Here is a 20,399-nt window from a genome sequence, read left to right on the forward strand (position 1 = left end):
CGAGATAAAGGCACGCGAACGACACAATGGGTTGTCCCGCAGCCGGGCATTGCATAGGCTTGCGCGATTGTTCGTCCTCGCGTCATGCGAGTCGCCAGCCGGAGATTGCCAATGGGCCTGAATGACCAGTGGATGCAACGTGACCTCAAGGTCCTGTGGCACCCCTGCACCCAGATGAAAGACCACGAGAGCCTGCCGCTGATCCCGATCAGGCGCGGCGAAGGCGTCTGGCTGGAAGACTTCGAGGGCAAGCGCTATCTCGATGCCGTCAGCTCCTGGTGGGTCAATGTCTTCGGTCACGCCAATCCGCGCATCAACCAGCGCATCAAGGATCAGGTCGATCAGCTGGAACACGTGATCCTGGCCGGCTTCAGCCATCAACCGGTCATCGAGCTGTCCGAGCGGCTGGTCAAGCTGACGCCTGACGGCCTGACCCGCTGCTTCTATGCCGACAACGGTTCGTCGTGCATCGAAGTTGCGCTGAAAATGAGTTTTCACTACTGGCTCAACCGCGGCCAGCCGGACAAGAAGCGCTTCGTCACCCTGACCAACAGCTACCACGGCGAGACCATGGCCGCGATGTCGGTGGGCGACGTGCCGCTGTTCACCGAGACCTACAAGGCGTTGCTGCTGGACACCCTCAAGGTGCCGAGCCCCGATTGCTACCACCGGCCCGACGGCATGAGCTGGGAAGAGCATTCGCGCAACATGTTCGCCGCCATGGAACAGACGCTGGCCGAGCATCACGCCACGGTCGCTGCGGTGATCGTCGAGCCGCTGATTCAGGGCGCGGGCGGCATGCGCATGTATCACCCGATCTATCTCAAGCTGCTGCGCGAAGCGTGCGACCGCTACGGCGTGCACCTGATTCACGACGAAATCGCCGTCGGCTTTGGCCGCACCGGGACCATGTTTGCCTGTGAGCAGGCCGGTATTCGCCCGGACTTCCTGTGTCTGTCCAAGGCGCTGACCGGTGGCTACCTGCCGCTGGCGGCGTGCCTGACCACCGATGAGGTATACGACGCGTTCTACGACGACTATCCGACGCTGCGGGCTTTCCTGCACTCCCACAGCTATACCGGCAACCCGCTGGCCTGTGCGGCTGCGCTGGCAACCCTGAATATCTTCGAGCAGGACAACGTCATCGAAAACAACAAGGCGCTGGCACAGCGCATGACCACCGCCACCGCTCATCTTGTCGACCACCCCAACGTGGCCGAAGTGCGCCAGACCGGCATGGCACTCGCCATCGAGATGGTCCAGGACAAGGCCAGCAAGACGGCCTATCCGTGGCAGGAACGTCGTGGCCTGAAGGTTTTCCAGCATGCACTGGAGCGCGGCGCGTTGCTGCGCCCATTGGGCAGCGTGGTGTACTTCCTGCCGCCTTACGTGATCACGCCGGAGCAGATCGATTTCCTCGCCGAGGTCGCCAGCGAAGGCATCGACATCGCGACACGCAGCAGCATTCAGGTCGCCGTGCCGGAAAATTTCCATCCCGATTTCCGCGATCCGGGCTAGAACGTTTCGCGAGCTGACGCTCCTCCCCAATTGGCTGTTGCGACCTGTGGGAGGGAGCGCCAGCTCGCGACAGCGCCATCGAACCCCACACCGAAATTCGCTTACTCAGAGAAAACCATGAGACTGTCCCGTTTCTTCATCGACGCCCCGCTATCCCTCGGCGAACACGAACTGCCCGAGGCGCAGGCGCACTACATCGGGCGCGTGTTGCGCATGGCCGAGGGCGACGCGCTGCAAGTGTTCGACGGCTCGGGCACAGAGTTTCGCGGCACATTGCTGGAGGTCGGCAAGAAGCGGGTCCGCGTCCAGCTCAATGAAAGCTTTGCCGGCCAGACCGAATCGCCGCTGCGTGTGCATCTGGGCCAGGGCCTGTCCCGTGGCGAGCGGATGGACTGGGCGATCCAGAAAGCCACCGAACTGGGTGTCAGCGAGATCACGCCCATCGTCAGCGAGCGCTGTGAAGTGCGCTTGAAGGATGAGCGTGCGGAGAAGCGCCAGGCTCACTGGCAGCAGGTCGCGATCAGTGCCTGCGAGCAATGCGGGCGCTCGGTGGTGCCGACCATCCACTCGCCCGTGCCGTTGGCGGAATGGCTCAAGGGCACCGAAGCGGATCTCAAGCTGGTGCTGCATCCGGTGGCCGAGCCGCTGACCAGCCATGACAAGCCTGGCACTCTGGCGTTTCTGATTGGTCCGGAAGGCGGGTTGAACGATGCCGAAGTCGAACAGGCCAAAGCCGCCGGCTTCCACGCCGCCCGCCTCGGCCCCCGCGTGCTGCGCACCGAAACCGCGCCAGTGGTGGCGCTCAGCGTCGCGCAGCAGTTGTGGGGGGATTTTTAAATCCTTTGATTCAGTTATCTGTAGGAGCCAGCTTGCTGGCGAAGACTGACGCAAGAGCGATGATGTAGCAGCCTCTTCGCCAGCAAGACGGATCGCCGCCCGCTGGCTCCAACAGTCGTATCACCCCAACACATAAAACCAGATCGCCACGAAATGCATCAGGCTGCCGCCGATCACGAACAGGTGCCAGATGCCGTGCCAGTGGCGGATATGGTCGAAGGCGAAGAACAGAATGCCGACCGTGTACAGAATCCCGCCACCGGCCAGCCATATGAAGCCGCTCAGGCCCAGTGCCGCCAGCAGGGGTTTGACCGCCACCAGCACGATCCAGCCCATTACCGCGTAGATCACGATCGACAGCACCCGCGCTTCGGAGCGGGGTTTGATCTCCTGGAGAATGCCGATCAGCGCCAGCCCCCAGACAATTCCGAACAGCGTCCAGCCCCACGCACCGCGCAGGGTTACCAGACAGAAAGGCGTATAGCTGCCGGCGATCATCAGGTAGATCGAAAAATGATCAACCTTCTGCATGATCACCTTCGCCCGCCCGCGCACGCTGTGATAAACCGTGGACACGCTATACAGCGCGATCAGGCACACGCCGTAGATCGCGGTGCTCACCACTTTCCAGACGTCACCCTGCAGGCTGGCCTTGATCAGCAGAAAGATGGCGCCCACCGTGGCCAGCAAGGCGCCGATCAGATGCGACCAAGCGTTGAATTTTTCTCCGTAATACATCCGTGCGTTACCCGTTTCTACCAAGACACGAACCGCAAAGGCTCCCGCGTATTGATGCTCGGCGCAATGCATCCGTCACCCGCAGGCCAGAAATAACACGCAGCGCGCCGCGAGTTGGGCACAATCAGACCCACGCCAACAACAAGCGCGACGCCATGCAGATCGACGACGAGCTGACCCTCAAGAAACTGGAAATTTTCCTCGCCTTCATGCGCACCGGCAACCTGAGCCGGGCCGCCACGGAACTGCAGACCAGCAACGTCAGCGTGCACCGCGCCATTCACTCGCTGGAAAGTGCGCTGCGCTGCCCGCTGTTCAAGCACGAAGGGCGCAACCTGACGCCGCTCAAGAGTGCCTATGTGCTGGAGGACCACGCGCGCAAGCTGGTTCAGGACGTGGTCACCACCGTGGAGCAGACCCGCCAGGCGGCGGGTTTCTCCGCCGCGCGCTTCAAGCTGGGCGCCTTGTACTCGCTGACGGTCAAGACCGTGCCGCAGCTGATCATGGGCCTGAAGATCCGCCGCAGCGAACTGAATATCGACCTGATCCTGGGCTCGAACATGGACTTGCTCTACAAGCTCAAGAACATGGAAGTAGACGCGATGCTGGTGTCTCTGGACGAGAACACCAACGATCCGGATTGCGATCATCTGCCGCTGTTTTCCGACGATATCTTTCTGGCCGTGCCCACCGACTCGCCGTTCGCCGAGCATGAGGAAGTCGATCTGGCAGATCTTCGCGAAGCCACTTTCATCACCCTGACCCAGGGTTTTGCCACTCACCGGGACGGCGTGCGCGTGTTCCAGCAAGCGGGTTTCGAGCCCAAGGTGGCGATGCAGGTCAACGACATCTTCACCCTGCTGAGCATGGTCAGCTCCGGCGTGGGCTATGCGCTGCTGCCGGGGCGTATCGCGGCCGTCTATGAAAACCGCGTTCGCCTGATCGCCCTGAAACCGCGTTACCGGATGCAGCAGCACATTGGCATGGTCTTCCTCAAATCCCGCGAACGCGACCCGAACCTGCTGGCGCTGGTCGCGGAATGCAGGATGTATGCGTCAAGGTTGAGGCAGCTGTAGCCAGCAGGCGGCGATCCGTCTTGCTCGCGAAAGGGCGGGTGCATCCGCAGTAGATGCATCGCCTGGAAATACGTCTTCGCGAGCAAGCTCGCTCCTACAGACAACTATCTAACCAACAATCCCACGCACAATGAAATACAACACCGAAGGCCCCAGCAGACAGCCCAACCCGGTGTGGAAGGTTGCGGTCAAAGCGCCGTAAGGCACCAACCGCCGATCCGTTGCCGCCAGCCCTGCCGTCACACCGCTCACGGTGCCGGCCAGGCCGCCGAACACCATCGCCGAGCGAGGGTTGTCCAACCCCATCCAGCGCGCAGCCATCGGCGTTCCCACCATCACCAGAATCGCCTTGATCAACCCGGTGGCGATGGACAACGCCATCACGTCCGAGGTCGCGCCCAATGCCGCGCCCGTCACCGGACCGACGATATAAGTCACCGCGCCCGCGCCGATGGTGGTCATGCTGATCGCATCGCGATAGCCGAACATCCAGGCCACGCTGGCGCCGACGATGAACGGCAGCACCGTCCCGAGCAACAACGCCACTGCGCCGATCATCCCGGCCTTGCGCGCTTCGGTGGCCTGCACTTCGAACGCCGTGGCGACGATGGCGAAATCCCTGAGCATGGCGCCGCCCATCAACCCGATGCCGGAGAACAGCGCCAGATCTGCGAGGCCTTTCTGCCCGCCGGTCAGCGTACCGCCGACCCAGGCCAGAACCAGACCAATGACGATGGCGATGGCCGAGCCATGTACCCGCCCGAATGTGAGGCGTTTGGACAGCACCACGGAAATCCACATGATGACGCCGACAAACGCGAATGCCGTGATCAAGCCGTTATGTTCCAGGCCTTTCTCGATAAGCGAGCCCATATCAGCGCCCTCCCGCCGGTGCGGCAATCGGCACTTCGAGCGGCTCGGCTTCCAGCGGCGGCAACGGCGCTCCACGGTTGGTGCGGCTGATCAGGGTAATGGTGAACGCGCAGATCACCACCGAACCGATGGCCGCCAATACCGCGACCGGGCCGCCTTTGAGTGCGGTGACGACATTCTGCTGCGCGGCCATGGCGACCACGACCGGGATGTACAGCGCGCCCCAGAAGCCGACGCCCATCTCGCATTCCTTGGTCATGCCGCCGCGCTTCTGCATCCACAGTCGCGCACAGATCAACAGGATCATGGCGATGCCGACCCCGCCAACATTGGATTTGACGCCCAGCAGCACGCCGAGCATGTCGCCGAGAATCACCCCCGCAAGGGTACAGATCGCCAGTAGAGCCACACCGTAGATAATCATTGTTGTTATTCCTCGATTGCGTTGCCGAAGTTGTTGTTTTTGTCCTTCGTACCAGCACGTGCTCTATAGAGTGCGGGCTTCCTCCTCGCGCGACAGCGCGACCAGACTGTCCAGACGCGCGCCCTGAAAGGCGAGCGCCGTACCTTGTTCGAACACCCTGCGCGCCAGGCCGGTGAGCACCGTGCCGGGGGCAAATTCGATCTGCAGGCGCACACCGCGCTCGTAAGCGGTCTGCACCGTACTGCGCCAGTCGATGACCCGGCACATGTTGAACGCCAGGTCAGCGCGCACCTGATAGGGTTTGACCAGCGGCCGGGCGGTGCTGCCGCTGAGGTAGCGAACCTTCGGCGCCGCGATGTGGACGCGGGTGAAGGCGTCAGCCAGATCCCGCGCTGGGGACTGCAGCAGCTCGCAGTGCGACGGAACACTGACCGCCAGGCGCTTGCAGCTCGCCGCGCCTTGCGCCTTGGCATGCCGAGCCACTTCGGCCATCGCCGCAGTGCTGCCGGCGATCACCAACTGGCTGTCGGCGTTGATATTGGCCAGGTAAACCGGCATCTGCTGGCTGTGCACCCTGGCAATCAGGCTTTCGACCAAGGCCTGATCCAGACCGAGAATGGCGGTCATGCCATAGCCTTGCGGATAGGCGTTCTGCATCAGTTCGCCGCGAAGCGCCACCAGACGCACGGCGTCATCGAAGTCCAGAGAGTCGGCAATCACCGCAGCCGGATAAGCGCCAATAGACAGTCCGGCGACGTAATCCGGCTGGCAGCCATGCGACTGAAGCAAACGCGCACCGGCCACCCCGGCGATCAGCAGGCATAACTGGACCGCGCGAGTCGACTGCAAAGCTTCGGCGCCATCAAGCTTCAGAACATCATCGCCCAGCGCCGTGGCCGCCTGCTCCAGGCATTCACGGACGACGGCTTCGTCCGGCAGCGCGTGCAACATGCCGGCCTGCTGCGCCCCTTGGCCGGGAAACGCCCACAGGCTGCTCATGCGCAAGCCTCTTGCGGCTGCCAAGGGTCACGCACCAACCGTGCGCCTTGCGAAGTTTTCAGCAGTACCTGCCCGGCAGGTCTCGCCCATTCACGCAGTGCAATCGCACCGGCGGGTAATTGCAGCTGTATATCGATCCGGCACGCAGCGGTTTCCAGCGAGCTGACCAGCTCCGCCGCCCATGCCCGATCTACAGATTCGGGCGTACGCACGATCAGGTCCAGATCGCTGCCCTGATGCAAAGCGGCAACACCACTGGCAAGTTCATACCCTGCGCTGCCGGCGACACCCCAGATCAGCCCCAGCGCAGTCATCGCCGGTTTGACCTGTTGCAGTGCTCGCAGAGCCGGCCAATGAGCCGGATCAATCGACGCGCCGACCAATTGCTCGGGCGATACGCGACGGCGGATATGCGCAACCGCCATGCTGGTCGCGTACCGCTGTTCCCGCGCCGGACCACGCACGCCGACCGCTACACGGCCCGGCGCCGAAGATTCGCGACGCACCACCACCGGCTGGTCGAGGTCCAGCGCTTGCCGCGCCCAGTCGGGGGCGTCTTCCGGCAAGGCGCTCGACGTCAGGCCCCAGAGCAAGTCATGGGGCATGAGCGCCAGCACACTGTTCACGACCACTGCGCCCGCAGCATCTGGCGAACCTTGGCCGACGCCGCACGATGACCGGCGCCTAGACGGCCGCTCAGATCCGTACTGCCAGCCTGAATATCGCGGATGGCACTCTCCAGCACGGCGCGCACTTGCGTCACATCGTCGGCGTCTGGCTGATCGATCCGGCTGACCGACAGGGTTTCCCACAGCAAACCCAGGCTGGCATAGCTGTCGATGTCATAAGCCATGGGCGGGATACTGGCGGCGAAGCGTTCCAGATCCTCGACGCTACGTTGCGTGACACGCGCGGCGGACGCCTTGCCCATCGCATGAACCATCACGCCGGGGTCGCGCAGTGCGATCAGCCGGTTGGCCTGGTAACCGTGGGCCAGGAATGCACCGGACATGGCTTTACCTACCAACAGCCCGATCACTGGATGCCCCGCCAGCCGGGCACGAGCGTAGCTGTCTACCGCACCCGCCAGGGCCTGATGAATGCCCAGTGCCTCTTCGCGACGGCCATAGGCCTGGCTCGGTACATCGACGATGGCGACCAGCGCACGCTTTTGTTCATTTGCGCGGTCCAGCTCGACGGCGTCATCCACCGCCTTGGCCAGCCCCCAGCCTTCCAGCAGGCCGACTTCGCCTTGTTGCGCGCGAGGGAAGCGGTTGCTGGGGTCGGCAACCACTGCCAGAAAACGCGCAGGCACCGTGCCCAACGCACCGTCGGCAACCTTGAGCGACGCCGGCAGCCCGACCACTTCCGTGGCTGCGGCGCTCAATGCCTTGAACCAGTTCAAACCACGTTGGCTGTCACTCATGACCGGGCTCCTCGATAAAGGCTGCGAACCGTCTGGGGTTCGATCTGCGGCTCAGTGTCCAAGCGCGCCAGGCGTTGCAGGAACAGGTCGTACTGACCGCTGCGATGTTCGGCGGGCACGCCCTGTTTCAGCCAGCCTGCCACCTGGACCTGAATCGCCTCGACGTCGTCAGCGGCGAAACCGTCCACCAGGCCGGTGGCAAAACGCTGTTCACCGCCGGTCAGGCTCCAGATGAACGGCCGGTCGCGGGAGTCGTATTCGTCGATGCCGGCTTCCTGCTCGATGACCTGCGGGCCGTTGAGACCCAGCCGCGCTTCTTGAGTCACCAGCAAATAGCTGCACAACCCGGCGGCGATGGACATGCCGCCAAAGCAGCCGACACTGCCCGCCACCACGCCGATCACTGGCTGGTACTGGCGCAAATCGACAATAGCCGCATGAATCTCGGCGATTGCCGCCAAGCCCAGGTTGGCTTCCTGCAAACGCACACCGCCGGTTTCCAGCAACAGGATCGCGGCCGTCGGAATGCCGTTGCGGTTGTCCTCGGCCGCCAGTTCCAGCGCGCCCGCCATCTTGGCGCCGCCGACCTCGCCCATGCTGCCGCCCTGAAAGGCACCTTCAATGGCGGCGATGACTACCGGCAATCCGCCTGCCGTGCCTTTGGCGACCACCACACCGTCGTCGGCCTGCGGCACAACACCCTGCTTCTCCAGCCAGGGCGACATGACTCGGTCGAACGGGTCGAGCAGCTCACGAAAACTGCCGTGATCCAGCAGGGCCTTGGCCCGCTGGCGAGCACCCAGTTCGATGAAACTGTGTTGATTGAGCAAACGAGTGCTGTCAGTCATTGCCGATCTCCTCGAAGCCCTGTTCCAGGCGCAGACGCACCACGCCGGGAGTGGCGCCGAAGTCGTGGATCTCGATGCTGCATGCCGGTGGGGTCTGTTCGTTGAACATGCGCTCGAACAAGTGCTTCCAGCGCAACGAGGCGCCGTTCACGGACGTGACCACCGAGATCGCCAGCTTGCCCGGCTGGCCGGGCTCGATCAGCACTTCCAGGTCGCCGGAGCCTACGCAGCCCACCAGCGCTCGGTTGCGCGGCGGTTGTCCGGCGCTGAATTCAAAAGACAGGGTTTCCATCAGGCATTCCTCGCAACACGGCCGAGCGCAGGCTCCAGGCCATCGATGAACAGGCAGGCGGCGAGCAAATCGGCAGCGCCACCGGGTGACGCATTGAGCGCCAGCAGTTGCTGATCCAGCTCATGCAGGCAGCGGCGGCCAGGCAAGCTGGCGCTGCCGCCGGCATCCAGAACCCGCTGAGCGCCCTGCTGCATGGCCGTCAGCCCTTGCAAACCTGCGCGATACAACACGCAGGTATCCGCCAGGCGGGTCATGATTGCCAACAGCGCGTCGAGCCGGGCGTTCTGCTCGCCACTGCCAGCCTTGCGGCTGGCTTTCAAGCGCGGCAAACCGAAGTCGATCACGGCGGGAAAGCCCTGCTGCGCCTGTTCGCGAGCGCCGCAAGCGCCATAGCGCCGGGCGACCTGTCGGCCATGGCTAAGCGGCGTACCGGCTTTGCGGTCCTGGATCTGCGCCAGACGTGCGGCGCGCAGGCACAATGCGGCGGGCGACAGGTCATGTGGCGCCAGTGCCGCTGCCGCCACCAGCAAACCCAGCGCCCAGATTGCGCCGCGATGCGTGTTCACGCCGTTCGTGGTGGTGAGCATGGCCGCTTCGCCTTCACGCCCGAGCCGGCCGAGGGCTTCGCGTAACGGTTGGCCGATTTCTCCAGACTGAATCGCGGCGTCGGCCATCTGCTTAAAGGCAGGCCATAGCGACAATGCCGAGGCATGCATCAAACCCAGATGCAAATCGCTATGCGCACCGCTGCCGCGCCGGTCCACCAGCGCAGGTTTTGGCGACAGATCCGCTTCGTCGATCAAGGCTTCCACAGCCAGGTCTGCCAATTGTTCGGCGAAAGACGCCGGTTGCAGGTGTTGCCTGAGTGCACTCATCACCAACTCCTGAATTTGGCGGGCGGGCTGTACAGGCCGCCGGACCACTGCACCAGATCGGCAATGCTCCTGGCCGCCAGCAGTTCGCGACTGGCGTCGGTGCGGCGGATGCCCAGGTCTTCCGGCAAGGCAATCAGGCCTTCACGGCGCATGCGTGCGGTGTCTTTCGGGTCGTGGCGCAGGCCGATGGCGGTGACACCAGCGACTGCGGCGATCATCGCCCGGCGCTCTTCAAGGCTGCGCGCCTTGTAGAGGTAGGCGATGCCTTCTTCGGTAAGCAGATGCGTAACGTCGTCGCCGTAGATCATGATCGGCGCCAGCGGCATGCCGCCTTTGCGCGCCACTTCAACCGCGTCGAGCGTCTCGACGAACGTGGGTTTGCCGCCTTCCTGGAAAGTTTCGACCATCTGCACCACGAGTTTCTTGCCGCGTTCCAGATACGCCGCCGGCGCGTCGCCCTCAAGCCGACGCATGTCAAGCCAGGCCGGCGTGGCGTGACGCCGACCGCGCGGGTCGTGGCCCATGTTCGGCGCGCCGCCAAAGCCGGCGAGGCGCCCGCGAGTGACGGTGGACGAATGCCCGTCGCCATCGACCTGCAAGGTCGCGCCAATGAACAGGTCCACCGCGTATTGCCCGGCCAACTGGCACAGTTGCCGGTTGGAGCGCAGCGAGCCGTCGCGCCCGGTGAAGAACACGTCCGGGCGTGCGGCGATGTAGTTTTCCATCCCCAACTCAGTGCCGAAACAATGCACGCTCTCGACCCAGCCGCTGTCGATGGCCGGAATCAGCGTCGGATGCGGGTTAAGCGTCCAGTTGCGGCAGATCTTGCCCTTCAGGCCAAGGGATTCGCCGTACGTCGGCAGGATGAGTTCGATGGCGGCGGTATTGAAACCGATGCCATGGTTGAGCGACTGGACATTGTGCTTTTCGTAGATACCGCGGATCGCCATCATCGCCATCAGCACGTGCACCGGCTTGATGTGGCGCGGGTCGCGGGTGAACAGCGGCTCGATGTAGAACGGCTTGTCGGCCACCACCACGAAATCGACCCATGAAGCCGGGATGTCGACACGCGGCAGGTCGCTGACGTCGTCCACCAGCTGGTTGACCTGAACGATCACGATGCCGTCGCTGAAGGCGGCCGGTTCGATCAGCGCCGGCGTATCTTCGGTGCTCGGCCCGGTGTAGATATTCCCGGCCCGGTCGGCCATGAAGCCAGCGGCCAGCACCACGTTGGGAATCAGGTCCACCACCAGGCGGGAATAGAGTTCGATGTAGGTATGGATCGCGCCGATTTCCAGCAGGCCGTCTTCCAGCAGCTGGCTGATACGCAGGCTCTGGGTGCCGGCAAAGGAGAAGTCCAGTTTGCGCGCGATGCCTTGTTCGAACAGATCCAGATGCTCGGCCCGCCCGACGCTGGGCATGATCATGTGCAGGTCATGCACCTTGGCCGGATCAACCTTTGCCAGGGCGCGCGAAAGAAAATCGGCCTGTTTCTGGTTGTTGCCTTCCAGCACCACACGGTCGCCGGAGACCAGCAAGGCTTCCAGCGCCGCGACGATTTTGTCGGTCGGCAACACCACGCCATCGGCCAGAGCCCGGACCTGTTCGAGCCGCCGCAGCTTCTCGCTGCGACGACGCGTCCAGCGCGCGTCGGGGGAATTTATAGTTGTCATGCTCACTCCACGATTTCGCTGTCGTGGGACACCTTAGGAGCGAAAGGTGCGCAGCATCAATCAAGCAGCAAGCCGGATCGTTACGCTCAGGTTAATGGTCCTCAGACGGCACAACCCTACTGTAGGAGCGACCTCGGTCGCGAAGAGGCCAGGCCAGCCACTGCATATGCATCGCCTGTCCGGATGCTTTCGCGGACAAGTCCGCTCCCACGGGGTCTGCGACTCTTCGCGGACAAGCGGAGCGCCGCCCGGTCCCACAGGCAAGCGCGCTCTTGCAGGGTGCGGTTACAACCCCGAATCCACCCACCACTGCTCCAGCCCCACCAGGTCCGGGATGCGCGCAACGGTTTCTCCGATCTGCACCGCCGCCAGTTCCAGCTCGGCCAGTGGCACGTCGACGTAGCTCAGTTGGCTATCGACCTTGCACGACCGTGGAATGCCCTGCACCAGCAAGGCGATGAAGCGCAGGTCGTCGCGCCCGCCCAGGGCGTTGAGCACCACGATGCGTGCCCGGCCGCCCACCAGCGTGCGACCGCCGCAGGCGGCTTCGAAGCTGAGCAGCGGCAAGGTCCGTTCGCGCCAGGTGATCGGGCCGAGGTACCAGGCGGGTGCGTCCGGGTCGGCGCTGCAATCCTGATAGTCGATCAGTTCGGCAACGGCTACGTTGGGCAGCAACAGGCTGCGATCACTGAGCGGCAGCAGCAGGCCGGTCAGCGTGGTCAGGCGAGTGGCCTGCAATGCGCGTTCAAACATTGACCTGGGTCCAGTGGGCGATGCTGTCCAGCAGCATGGATTCCTGATAGGGCTTGCTCAGGTAGTCGTTGACGCCGATGCTCTTGGCCCGGTCGCGATGCTTCTGGCCGGAGCGTGAGGTGATCATGATGATCGGCAAGTCCCTGAGTCGTTCGTCGTCGCGAATATGCGCCGCGACTTCGAAGCCGTCCATGCGTGGCATTTCGATGTCCAGCAGCATGACATCGGGGGTGAAGTCCTGCAGCAGGGCCAGGGCGTCGACGCCGTCCTTGGCGGTGAGGACATGCATGCCATGGCGTTCCAGCAGGCGGCTGGTCACCTTGCGCACCGTTACCGAGTCGTCGACGACTATTACCCGCAACGGCCGGGCGTGCTCGATTTCGCTATAAGTCGGGGCGATGAGACCAGCGGCATGCTGGGCCTGCAACCGGCCTTGCAGCACACGGATCTGCGCCATCAGGTCGAGAATGAACACCACCCGGCCGTCACCCAGAATCGTCGCGCCGGTTACGCCCTGGACCCGTGAGAACTGCGGCCCGAGGTTCTTGACCACGATTTCCCGCGAGCCGGCCAGAGCATCGACCTGCACGGCAACCCATTGATCCTGCAAATGCACCAGCAGCACCGGCAGCGGCTGCAACTGCCCGACCAGGTTCGGTCGGCCGTGGTTGAGCAGTTCGCCGAGATAGCGCAACTCGTAGCTGCGCCCGCCGTATTGGTAGCGCGGCGGGTTGGTCTGGTAGTAAGCCTCCAGCTCACCGGGCATGACCCGCACGATGCCGTCCACGGTATTGAGCGGCACTGCGTAGTGCTCTTCACCGCAGACCACCATCAGCGCGCGGTTCACCGACACCGAGAACGGCAGGCGAATCCGGAAGCGCGTGCCCTTGCCGGGCACCGAGTCGATGACCATCGAGCCGCCCAACTGCTTGACCTCGGCATGCACCACGTCCATGCCGACGCCACGCCCGGAAATCTGGGTGATGATATCGCTGGTGGAAAAACCGGCCTGGAGGATGAACGGCAGTACCTCGTGGTCGGACAGGTCGGCGTCGGGATGAATCAGCCCGCGCTTGACGGCCTTGCGGCGCACGGCGGCCAGGTCCACGCCAGGCCCGTCGTCACTCAGCTCGATGACGATGTCTCCGCCTTCGTGGGTCAGGTTCAGAATGATCAGCCCTTGTTCGGGCTTGCCTGCGGCGATGCGCTTTTCCGTGCTTTCAAGGCCGTGATCGACGGCGTTGCGCAGCATGTGTTCCAGCGGCGCGACCATGTGTTCCAGCACGCTGCGGTCCATTTCCCGCTCGGCATTGCCGACTTCGAAACGAACCTTCTTGCCCAGTTCCTGGGAAACCTGACGCACCACGCGCCGCAAGCGCGGCACCAGGCGTTCGAAAGGCACCATGCGCGTGCGCATCAGGCCTTCCTGCAACTGGGTGTTGACCTTGGCCTGCCTGGACAGCAGCGTTTCGGCGACCTGGTTGCGGGCGCCGAGGGTTTCCTTGAGGTCCATCAGGTCGGATGCGGACTCGAACAACGCTCGGGACAACTGTTGCAGCTGGGAATGGCGGTCCATCTCCAGCGGGTCGAATTCTTCGTAGCCCAGCCGCTCGGCCTGTGCCTGTTCGCGGCTGAGGATGCGCCCCTGGGTTTCAATGTCCAGGCGGCGCAACTGGTCGCGCATCCGTTCGATGGTGGTTTCCATTTCCGCCAGCGTGGCTTGGGTGTCGAGAATCTGTTGCTCGATGCGCCCGCGGAAAATCGAGGTTTCACCGGCCAGATTGACCAGATTCTCCAATTGCTCGGCCACCACCTTCACGGTTTCCGGCACGACGCGCTCGGGCTCCGGCTCGACCGCAGGCGCGGCGGCGACGGGCTCGACCGGCGCAACGACCGTCGGCGCCGGTGCCTGCTCGAGACTGGCCAGCTGGCGAATGCTGTCGATCAGCAACGTGGCATCCGGCAGCGGTTTGTCGCAGCGCACTGCATCGAGCATGTCGGCCAGTACGTCATGGCCGCTTTGCAGCAGGCTCATGAGCATCGGGGTTGGGTGCATGGTCCCGCTCGATAACCCTTCGTACAGCGACTCCAGTTCATGGGCCAGATCGCCGATGGGGCCGATCTCGACCATCCGCGCGCCGCCCTTGAGGGTGTGCAGGTCGCGCAGCAGGTTCTCGACTTCCAGCAGGTTCTGCGGATCGGCCTGCCAACGTGCAAGGGCAGCGCCGGAGCTTTCGCTGAGGTCGAAGCCTTCCTCAAGAAATATCTCCAGCAGCTCGGCGTCGCGTTCGGCAGGTTCCTCGGTCGACGTGGCGATCTGCGACGCAGTCTCGCTGTCCGGCAGCACACCGCCGTCACGCCGATAGGCGACCAGAGCGTCGATCAGCGGTGCAGGATCGGCCAGCGGCTCATGCCGCTGCAGTTGTTCGAGCATGACCGCCAGCTGGTCGTGGCAGGCAAGCAGCAACTCGCCGAGGCGTGGCGAGCCGCTGCAACGCCGGTCGATCAGGCTTTCGTACAGATTTTCCAGTTCATGCCCCAGATCGCCGACCGGCGTCACCGAGGCCATCCGCGCACCGCCTTTGAGAGTATGCAGGTCACGTTGCAGGGCCGACAGCGGCAGCGGGTTTTCCGGATCGTCCAGCCAGCGATGCAAGGCCTGCCCTGCGCTATCGAGCAGGTCCATGGCTTCTTCGAGAAAGATTTCGACGATCCCGTCGTCCGGCTCCGAAGCCTCCAGCTCGCCCGCCTCACGTTCCAGCGTCCGCGTGACGTCGTTCAGCGCGGTGATGCTAGTCGTCAGCCCGCCATCGCGCTTGATCAGGCCGGTCTGCGACGGGTCGAGCGCGTCGTTCAGCAGTTCGTGCAACGCCCGCACGCATTCGGGGCGCGGGTCGACATTCTGGCCGGCGGCCAGTTGGTCAAGCATGTCGATCAGCGCTTCATGAGCCTTCTCGGCCTCATCGAAAAACCGCTCGCTGACCGCCAGGCTGCTTTCTTCCACCGCGCCATACAGGTCGAGCAAGGCTTCGCACAGCTCATCCACCTGGGGCAGGTCGGCCAGGTGCGCGCCGTGGCCCAATGTCGTCAGTTCGTCGAGCAGCGCGCTCAGTTCCTGGCGTTCACCGGGGTGCTGGCGCCAGCGCCGCAGCAGGCTTTCGGCGTCGAGCACGATGTCCATGCCTTCGGCCAGGAACGTCGCGATCAGCTTGGGGTTGTGCTTGATGCGCAAGCCGTTGTCGGAATCGCGCAGGGCCGCCGTCAGCCGGTCGTTGAGCAATGTGCAGGCGGCGTCGATCAGCCGGGCCGCGCCCGGAATGCTTGCCAGTGGCGTGCTGTCCAGCTGTTCGAGGCCATTTTGCAGAAGCGGTTCGGCAGCGCGCAGCAGTTTGATCTCGGCGCTCCCCATGGCGATCAGGTTGGCTTTGTATTCACGCACCAGCTGATCCAGCGGGCTGGCCAGCTCGGCGACAGGCAAGACACCAGCCATGTGCGCGCTGCCTTTGAGGGTATGCAGGGCGCGCAGCAAGCCGTCGGTAATCGACGGCGATTCCTGGCCTTCGGCCTCGTCGAGAAACCGGCCAAGGGCGCTCAGATGCCCTTGGGCTTCCTGGCGGAAAATCTCCAACAGATGCGGATCGAACCCGTCGTCCGATGTGGCAGCGGCAACCGTTGCCGGCGTCCCGCTGGCCAGTGCGCGGGCGCGGGCAGCCAGCTGGTCGACGTCATCCCGCTGATGCTGGTTGTGGCGGGCAAAATCCTCGATCACCGCGGGCAACAGGGCCAGCACCTCGTTCATCAACTGCTGCACCGGCTTGCCGGGCGCGACGTCGCCTTCCAGAACCCGGTTGAGCAGGTTTTCCACCGACCAGGCCAGTTCGCTGAGCACCAGCGCCCGAACCATGCGCCCGCTGCCCTTGAGGGTGTGAAACGCGCGGCGCACTTCGGTCAGTGCGCTGGTGTCGCCGGTGCCGGGCGGGTTCAGTGAGGCGATCCAGCGCGGCAGGTATTCGTGCAGGGCATCCAGGACTTCTTCGGTTTCTTCGAGAAACACGTCGCACAACTCGGCATCCACTGCCGGCTCGTCCACCGGGGGCGGCAACAGGCTGGCGGGAAAATCCCGGGCCGGCGGATTGACGGCGGACACCGGGCTGGCCAGTGCCTGGGCAAGGGTCTGCGAAGGGGCGACCAGTGCCTGACGGGCATCCAGTTCCAGAAGCTCGTCCTGGGTAATGATCTCTTCGAGCACCGGCACGTCTTCCGGAGCCGGCGCGTAACCGAGCCGCGCCAGGCTCTGCTGCGCCATGTCGAGGATCTGGTCGCCCGGCGTGCCGGGGTCTTCACCCATGCGTTCCAGGTAGTACTCGATACCGGTCAGGGTGTCGGCCAGGGAATCGAGTTGCAGCCAGCTCGGCCGCGTTTCATCCACCAGCAGGTGTTCCAGAATGTAATCGTTGCAGGCCGCCAGCAGGCTCGCCGCCCGGGCCAGCGGAATCATCGCCAGCGCGCCGCGCACTTGAACCAGCAAGGCCGATAGCGGGTCGAGCCGCTGGCGATCCCACTGACCGTCGATGTAATCGAGGATCACGTCCTTGGCCTGTTGCAGCACCCGTCGCGCTTCACGGATCACCAGCTGATGGATCTGGGTCAGGTCGGTGGTCGGCAGCCGGCTTTCTTCCCGGTCCGCAGGTTCGCTGTTGCCGAGCATCCCGGCCAGGGTCGATTCGACGTACAGCAACGCACCGGCAACGTCCATCAGCGCGCCATCGCTGGGTTCGCGCTGGCCCTGAGCCAGGCCGAGCACCACGCCGAGCTGGTCGATGATGACCTTGCGCGGCTGGCCGAAGCCCAGCACCGCCAGGGTATCGGCGATCTGGCGCAGCGGCGGCAACAGTGCGTTGAGTTCGCTGACGTGCCGGCGATTGCCGCGCACGAACACATCCAGACGTTCCTTGACCCGCACCAGCCCTTCGCACAGCGCCACGATCACCGAGCGCATCGCATCACGGTCCGGCCCGGCCATGCGCGCCCGTTCCTGATCGACCACCTCGTTGCCGGGCAAGGCTTCGTCCAGCGCGTACTGGTCTTTCAAGTCCTGCATGCGCGGTGCCTGGCTGTCGGATTTGGCGATGTAGAACAACAGGCTCTTGAGCAGCTCTTCGGGCGCCGGCTGGTTGATGCCACTGATGCCCTGTTCCACCAGACGCTTGAGTTCCTTGTCGGCGTCCTTGAGCAGGCTGCGCAGCGCCGGGCTGTTGGTGAAGTTGCCGTTGATCATGGTCTCGACCAGCGCCGAGGCGATGCGCCACAGCGGGCCGAGCGGTGCGTCGTCGCACAGTTGCTCAAGGCGGGCAAAGACCTTGGCCATGTAACCCAGCTGAGTCTGCACGCCTTGTTCGCGCATCAGCCCGGCCAGCGCGGCCTGAAGGGTCTGGCGCAACTTGCGCAGCAGGTTGGGCAGTTCCGGATGGTTGCGCCGGGCCAGTTCTTCGGCGTCCAGCTCGGGCAGCGGTGCCAGTTGCGGGGCGAACAGGTTGGTCTCCGACAGCAGCGTCTCGTCGCGGGCGCTGCGCAGGTCATTGAGCAACGGCAAGACCACCAGCGGCAGGTCGCGCCGGGCGTCCAGAATCCGGTCCAGGTACACCGGCAGCTGGGCCATGGCCTGATCCAGCAGTTCCAGTGCCTCGGTACGGTGCGCGACACGGTTCTGCTGCAAGGCCAACGTCAGTTGCTCGATCTCTTCGGCCAGCAATGCCGCGCCGTAGAACTCGATCATCTGCAAACTGCCGTGAACCTGGTGCACCAGGTCCAGGCAACGGCCCATCGTCTGCGTATCGGTCGGCTGCCCGACATGCTCAGCCAGCGCCTGACGCGCCTGCACGAGGGTTTCGGCGATCTCGCCCTTGAGCCATTCCAGGGCGACGTAGTCGTGACGATCAGCCATGGTGAACCCTGCCTTGTGCTCGCTCACATCTGCTCATTCTTTGAACATTACCTGACTTCCCTGGACGTCGGCAGCGTGAAACCCGAGACCGAGCGGCGCATCTCACTGGCCATTTTCGCCAGGTTGCCGATGCTTTCGGCGGTCGCCGCCGTGCCGGAGGTGGTTTGCGTACTGGTCTGCTGGATCACGGTCATGGTCTGCGAGATCTGCCCGGCCGAAGCCGCCTGTTGGCGTGCCGCGTCGGTGATGCTTTCGATCAGTTCGGCCAGCACCCTGGAAACCCCTTCGATTTCCTCGAGTGCCACGCCCGCATCCTGCGCCAGCCGCGCGCCGCGCACCACTTCGCTGGTGGTCTGCTCCATGGAGATGACCGCCTCGTTGGTGTCGTTCTGGATCGCCCGCACCAGGGTCTCGATCTGTTTGGTGGCCGACGACGAGCGCTCGGCCAGGCGCTGCACTTCATCGGCGACGATGGCGAAGCCGCGCCCGGCATCCCCGGCCATGGACGCCTGGATCGCCGCGTTGAGAGCCAGAATGTTGGTCTGGTCGGCAATGTCGTCGATCAGGCTGACGATGTCGCCGATTTCCTGGGAAGACTCGCCCAGCCGCTTGATGCGCTTGGACGTGTCCTGAATCTGCTCGCGGATGTTGTCCATGCCATGGATGGTGTTGTGCACCACCTCGTTGCCCTTGTTGGCGATGGTGACCGAACGCTCGGCCACCGCCGAGGATTCGGAAGCATTGGCCGAGACCTGATCGATGGACGCGGCCATGTCGTTGATGGCCGTCGATGCCGCGTTGATCTGAAGCGCCTGATGTTCGGAGGCCGCAGCCAGTTGCAAGGCGGTGGTCTGGCTGTCCTGCACGGCTGCGGCCACCTGTTCGGCGGTATGGTTGATGGTCACCACCAGTTCGCGCAACTGATCGACCGAATAGTTGATGGAATCGGCGATGGCTCCGGTGAAGTCTTCGGTCACCGTTGCCGTGACGGTCAGGTCGCCATCGGCCAGGCTTTCGATCTCATCGAGCAGGCGCAGGATCGCATTCTGGTTACGCTCGCTCTTTTGCGCGGTTTCCCGCAACTGGCGGTTGGTTTCGCGCTGCATGACCAGCCCGATGAGGATGATCGACATCAGCGCCAGAAGACCCAGCACATAGCCGCCGACCGAGTTGATCGTGCGCCGGCTGGCGAGGCTTTCCAGGCCGTTGGTGAGCAACGAGGTCTTTTCCAGCAGGGTCTGCGAGCTTGTGAAGATGTGACCCGACGCCTCGCGCACCTGAAACAGCTCCGGCGAGGTTTCGAGGATTTCGTCCACCGAGCCGGACACGAACTGGAACAGCTCGGCGATTTCCGCCAGCCGCGCCCGGGCGTCGCGGTCTTCGACCTGGGTAATGCGCAAGGTCACGTTGCCATCGAGCATGCCGCTGAGCACGCGCCCGAACTGGCTGGCGTCGCGGCCAAACGCGTCGGCAGCCTGCACGGCGGTTTCATCGCCGGACAACACCGTGTTGACCGACCCGAGGATGCGTTCGGCCAACAGCGCCTGGCGTTGGGCGAGCACGACCTGGCTGGCCGGCGCCCGACTTTGCAGCAGAATCTCGACGACCTTTTCATACTCCACCTGCAACTGCGGCACCGTCTCGGCCAGCGTTGCAGCTACCTGGTGCAGAGACAGCACGGTCTGCTCGCTGGCCAGAATCACGTTGGTGCTCTGGCGCAGCGCGTCCCAGTCGTTCTGCACGCTGCGCAACTGGTCGTGGACGCCGGACGGCGCCGCCGGCAAGCCGGTCACCGGGTCGCCCTTCTTCAGGTAGCCCCAGCGCTGGTCGAAGTCATTGCGCGCCTCGGCCAGCAGCTTGAACGCCTGAGCCTTGCCGGAAGCGGCCTCGGTGGCGTTCTTGGCAATGCGCTGCGACAACACTCGCAGCTCGCCGGCATGGCCGATGTACTGTTTGTCGTAGTTGGACTGCGTATTGAGGTAAGCGAAGTTGGCGAACAGCAACACGATGAAGATGATGAGCGCGATGAACAGCAGAGTGATCTGCGACCGACTCCGCGCGCCTTCCAATGACCTGCCTGTCTTACTCATTATCAGGCCCCCGCCTGGACCAACTGCGAT

16 protein-coding genes are annotated in these 20,399 nt (G+C 63.9%); 3 read left to right on the top strand and 13 right to left on the bottom strand.

From position 1 onward, the window contains the following. Positions 1–111: 111 nt before the first annotated feature. Together EGJ27_RS20615 and EGJ27_RS20620 are read left to right on the top strand one after the other, a co-directional pair. Positions 112–1,518, top strand: a complete 1,407-nt coding sequence (locus tag EGJ27_RS20615; RefSeq protein WP_125832593.1) for an adenosylmethionine--8-amino-7-oxononanoate transaminase — start codon at positions 112–114, stop codon at positions 1,516–1,518. Positions 1,519–1,635: 117 nt separating this feature from the next. Next, on the top strand, positions 1,636–2,355 hold the full coding sequence (locus EGJ27_RS20620) for a 16S rRNA (uracil(1498)-N(3))-methyltransferase (RefSeq protein WP_125832594.1): 720 nt from the start codon (positions 1,636–1,638) through the stop codon (positions 2,353–2,355). A 120-nt stretch (positions 2,356–2,475) separates the two neighbouring features. On the opposite strand, the gene EGJ27_RS20625 is transcribed toward EGJ27_RS20620, so the two are convergent. Continuing rightward, on the bottom strand, positions 2,476–3,093 hold the full coding sequence (locus EGJ27_RS20625; RefSeq protein ID WP_125832595.1) for a hemolysin III family protein: 618 nt from the start codon (positions 3,091–3,093) through the stop codon (positions 2,476–2,478). A 155-nt stretch (positions 3,094–3,248) separates the two neighbouring features. Between EGJ27_RS20625 and EGJ27_RS20630 the strand changes: the two genes are divergently transcribed. Next, entirely contained in the window at positions 3,249–4,169 is a 921-nt protein-coding gene (locus EGJ27_RS20630; RefSeq protein ID WP_125832596.1) for a LysR substrate-binding domain-containing protein, read from the top strand. Between the two features lie 108 nt (positions 4,170–4,277). On the opposite strand, the gene madM is transcribed toward EGJ27_RS20630, so the two are convergent. The 12 genes from madM to EGJ27_RS20690 all read right to left on the bottom strand — a co-directional run bounded on the left by madM (position 4,278) and on the right by EGJ27_RS20690 (position 20,369). After that, positions 4,278–5,042: a malonate transporter subunit MadM gene (madM, locus tag EGJ27_RS20635; RefSeq protein ID WP_125832597.1), complete on the bottom strand. Its 765-nt coding sequence runs from the start codon at positions 5,040–5,042 to the stop codon at positions 4,278–4,280. Position 5,043: 1 nt separating this feature from the next. After that, a complete protein-coding gene (gene madL / locus EGJ27_RS20640) occupies positions 5,044–5,466 on the bottom strand; it encodes a malonate transporter subunit MadL (protein ID WP_125832598.1) in 423 nt (140 codons plus the stop codon). Between the two features lie 63 nt (positions 5,467–5,529). Beyond that, the gene (mdcH, locus tag EGJ27_RS20645; protein WP_125832599.1) at positions 5,530–6,465 is read right to left on the bottom strand and encodes a malonate decarboxylase subunit epsilon; all 936 of its coding nucleotides are present in this window, start codon (positions 6,463–6,465) and stop codon (positions 5,530–5,532) included. Further along, a complete protein-coding gene (locus tag EGJ27_RS20650) occupies positions 6,462–7,097 on the bottom strand; it encodes a malonate decarboxylase holo-ACP synthase (protein ID WP_125832600.1) in 636 nt (211 codons plus the stop codon). Before EGJ27_RS20650 ends, mdcH begins: the two co-directional genes overlap by 4 nt. Continuing rightward, positions 7,088–7,891, bottom strand: coding sequence for a biotin-independent malonate decarboxylase subunit gamma (gene mdcE, locus EGJ27_RS20655; protein WP_125832601.1), 804 nt, complete (start codon positions 7,889–7,891; stop codon positions 7,088–7,090). Before mdcE ends, EGJ27_RS20650 begins: the two co-directional genes overlap by 10 nt. Further along, positions 7,888–8,739 (bottom strand): biotin-independent malonate decarboxylase subunit beta, encoded by an 852-nt coding sequence (locus tag EGJ27_RS20660; protein ID WP_125832602.1) that lies wholly within the window; start codon positions 8,737–8,739, stop codon positions 7,888–7,890. The genes mdcE and EGJ27_RS20660 overlap by 4 nt, the downstream gene beginning before the upstream one ends. Next, positions 8,732–9,031: a malonate decarboxylase subunit delta gene (locus tag EGJ27_RS20665; RefSeq protein ID WP_125832603.1), complete on the bottom strand. Its 300-nt coding sequence runs from the start codon at positions 9,029–9,031 to the stop codon at positions 8,732–8,734. Before EGJ27_RS20665 ends, EGJ27_RS20660 begins: the two co-directional genes overlap by 8 nt. Then, positions 9,031–9,906, bottom strand: a complete 876-nt coding sequence (locus EGJ27_RS20670) for a triphosphoribosyl-dephospho-CoA synthase (RefSeq protein WP_125832604.1) — start codon at positions 9,904–9,906, stop codon at positions 9,031–9,033. The genes EGJ27_RS20665 and EGJ27_RS20670 overlap by 1 nt, the downstream gene beginning before the upstream one ends. Next, positions 9,906–11,582 carry a malonate decarboxylase subunit alpha gene (gene mdcA, locus EGJ27_RS20675; RefSeq protein ID WP_125832605.1) on the bottom strand — a complete coding sequence of 559 codons (1,677 nt, stop codon included), beginning with the start codon at positions 11,580–11,582 and terminating at the stop codon, positions 9,906–9,908. The genes EGJ27_RS20670 and mdcA overlap by 1 nt, the downstream gene beginning before the upstream one ends. A gap of 285 nt (positions 11,583–11,867) precedes the next feature. Further along, positions 11,868–12,335, bottom strand: coding sequence for a chemotaxis protein CheW (locus tag EGJ27_RS20680; protein ID WP_125832606.1), 468 nt, complete (start codon positions 12,333–12,335; stop codon positions 11,868–11,870). Beyond that, positions 12,328–18,279 carry an Hpt domain-containing protein gene (locus EGJ27_RS20685; RefSeq protein ID WP_125832710.1) on the bottom strand — a complete coding sequence of 1,984 codons (5,952 nt, stop codon included), beginning with the start codon at positions 18,277–18,279 and terminating at the stop codon, positions 12,328–12,330. The genes EGJ27_RS20680 and EGJ27_RS20685 overlap by 8 nt, the downstream gene beginning before the upstream one ends. Before the next feature lie 47 nt (positions 18,280–18,326). Beyond that, positions 18,327–20,369, bottom strand: coding sequence for a methyl-accepting chemotaxis protein (locus EGJ27_RS20690; RefSeq protein ID WP_125832607.1), 2,043 nt, complete (start codon positions 20,367–20,369; stop codon positions 18,327–18,329). Between the last annotated feature and the right edge of the window lie 30 nt (positions 20,370–20,399).

This window comes from Pseudomonas sp. v388 (assembly GCF_003935425.1).
GTDB lineage: Bacteria > Pseudomonadota > Gammaproteobacteria > Pseudomonadales > Pseudomonadaceae > Aquipseudomonas.

Excerpts from the sequence above, each read along its gene's own strand:
- EGJ27_RS20685 (WP_125832710.1), bottom strand. The coding sequence starts at position 18,279 with ATGGCTGATCGTCACGACTACGTCGCCCTGGAATGGCTCAAGGGCGAG.
- EGJ27_RS20615 (WP_125832593.1), top strand. The coding sequence starts at position 112 with ATGGGCCTGAATGACCAGTGGATGCAACGTGACCTCAAGGTCCTGTGG.
- mdcH (WP_125832599.1), bottom strand. The coding sequence starts at position 6,465 with ATGAGCAGCCTGTGGGCGTTTCCCGGCCAAGGGGCGCAGCAGGCCGGC.
- EGJ27_RS20670 (WP_125832604.1), bottom strand. The coding sequence starts at position 9,906 with ATGAGTGCACTCAGGCAACACCTGCAACCGGCGTCTTTCGCCGAACAA.
- madL (WP_125832598.1), bottom strand. The coding sequence starts at position 5,466 with ATGATTATCTACGGTGTGGCTCTACTGGCGATCTGTACCCTTGCGGGG.
- EGJ27_RS20630 (WP_125832596.1), top strand. The coding sequence starts at position 3,249 with ATGCAGATCGACGACGAGCTGACCCTCAAGAAACTGGAAATTTTCCTC.
- EGJ27_RS20680 (WP_125832606.1), bottom strand. The coding sequence starts at position 12,335 with ATGTTTGAACGCGCATTGCAGGCCACTCGCCTGACCACGCTGACCGGC.
- madM (WP_125832597.1), bottom strand. The coding sequence starts at position 5,042 with ATGGGCTCGCTTATCGAGAAAGGCCTGGAACATAACGGCTTGATCACG.
- EGJ27_RS20665 (WP_125832603.1), bottom strand. The coding sequence starts at position 9,031 with ATGGAAACCCTGTCTTTTGAATTCAGCGCCGGACAACCGCCGCGCAAC.
- EGJ27_RS20690 (WP_125832607.1), bottom strand. The coding sequence starts at position 20,369 with ATGAGTAAGACAGGCAGGTCATTGGAAGGCGCGCGGAGTCGGTCGCAG.
- EGJ27_RS20660 (WP_125832602.1), bottom strand. The coding sequence starts at position 8,739 with ATGACTGACAGCACTCGTTTGCTCAATCAACACAGTTTCATCGAACTG.
- EGJ27_RS20620 (WP_125832594.1), top strand. The coding sequence starts at position 1,636 with ATGAGACTGTCCCGTTTCTTCATCGACGCCCCGCTATCCCTCGGCGAA.
- mdcE (WP_125832601.1), bottom strand. The coding sequence starts at position 7,891 with ATGAGTGACAGCCAACGTGGTTTGAACTGGTTCAAGGCATTGAGCGCC.
- mdcA (WP_125832605.1), bottom strand. The coding sequence starts at position 11,582 with ATGACAACTATAAATTCCCCCGACGCGCGCTGGACGCGTCGTCGCAGC.
- EGJ27_RS20625 (WP_125832595.1), bottom strand. The coding sequence starts at position 3,093 with ATGTATTACGGAGAAAAATTCAACGCTTGGTCGCATCTGATCGGCGCC.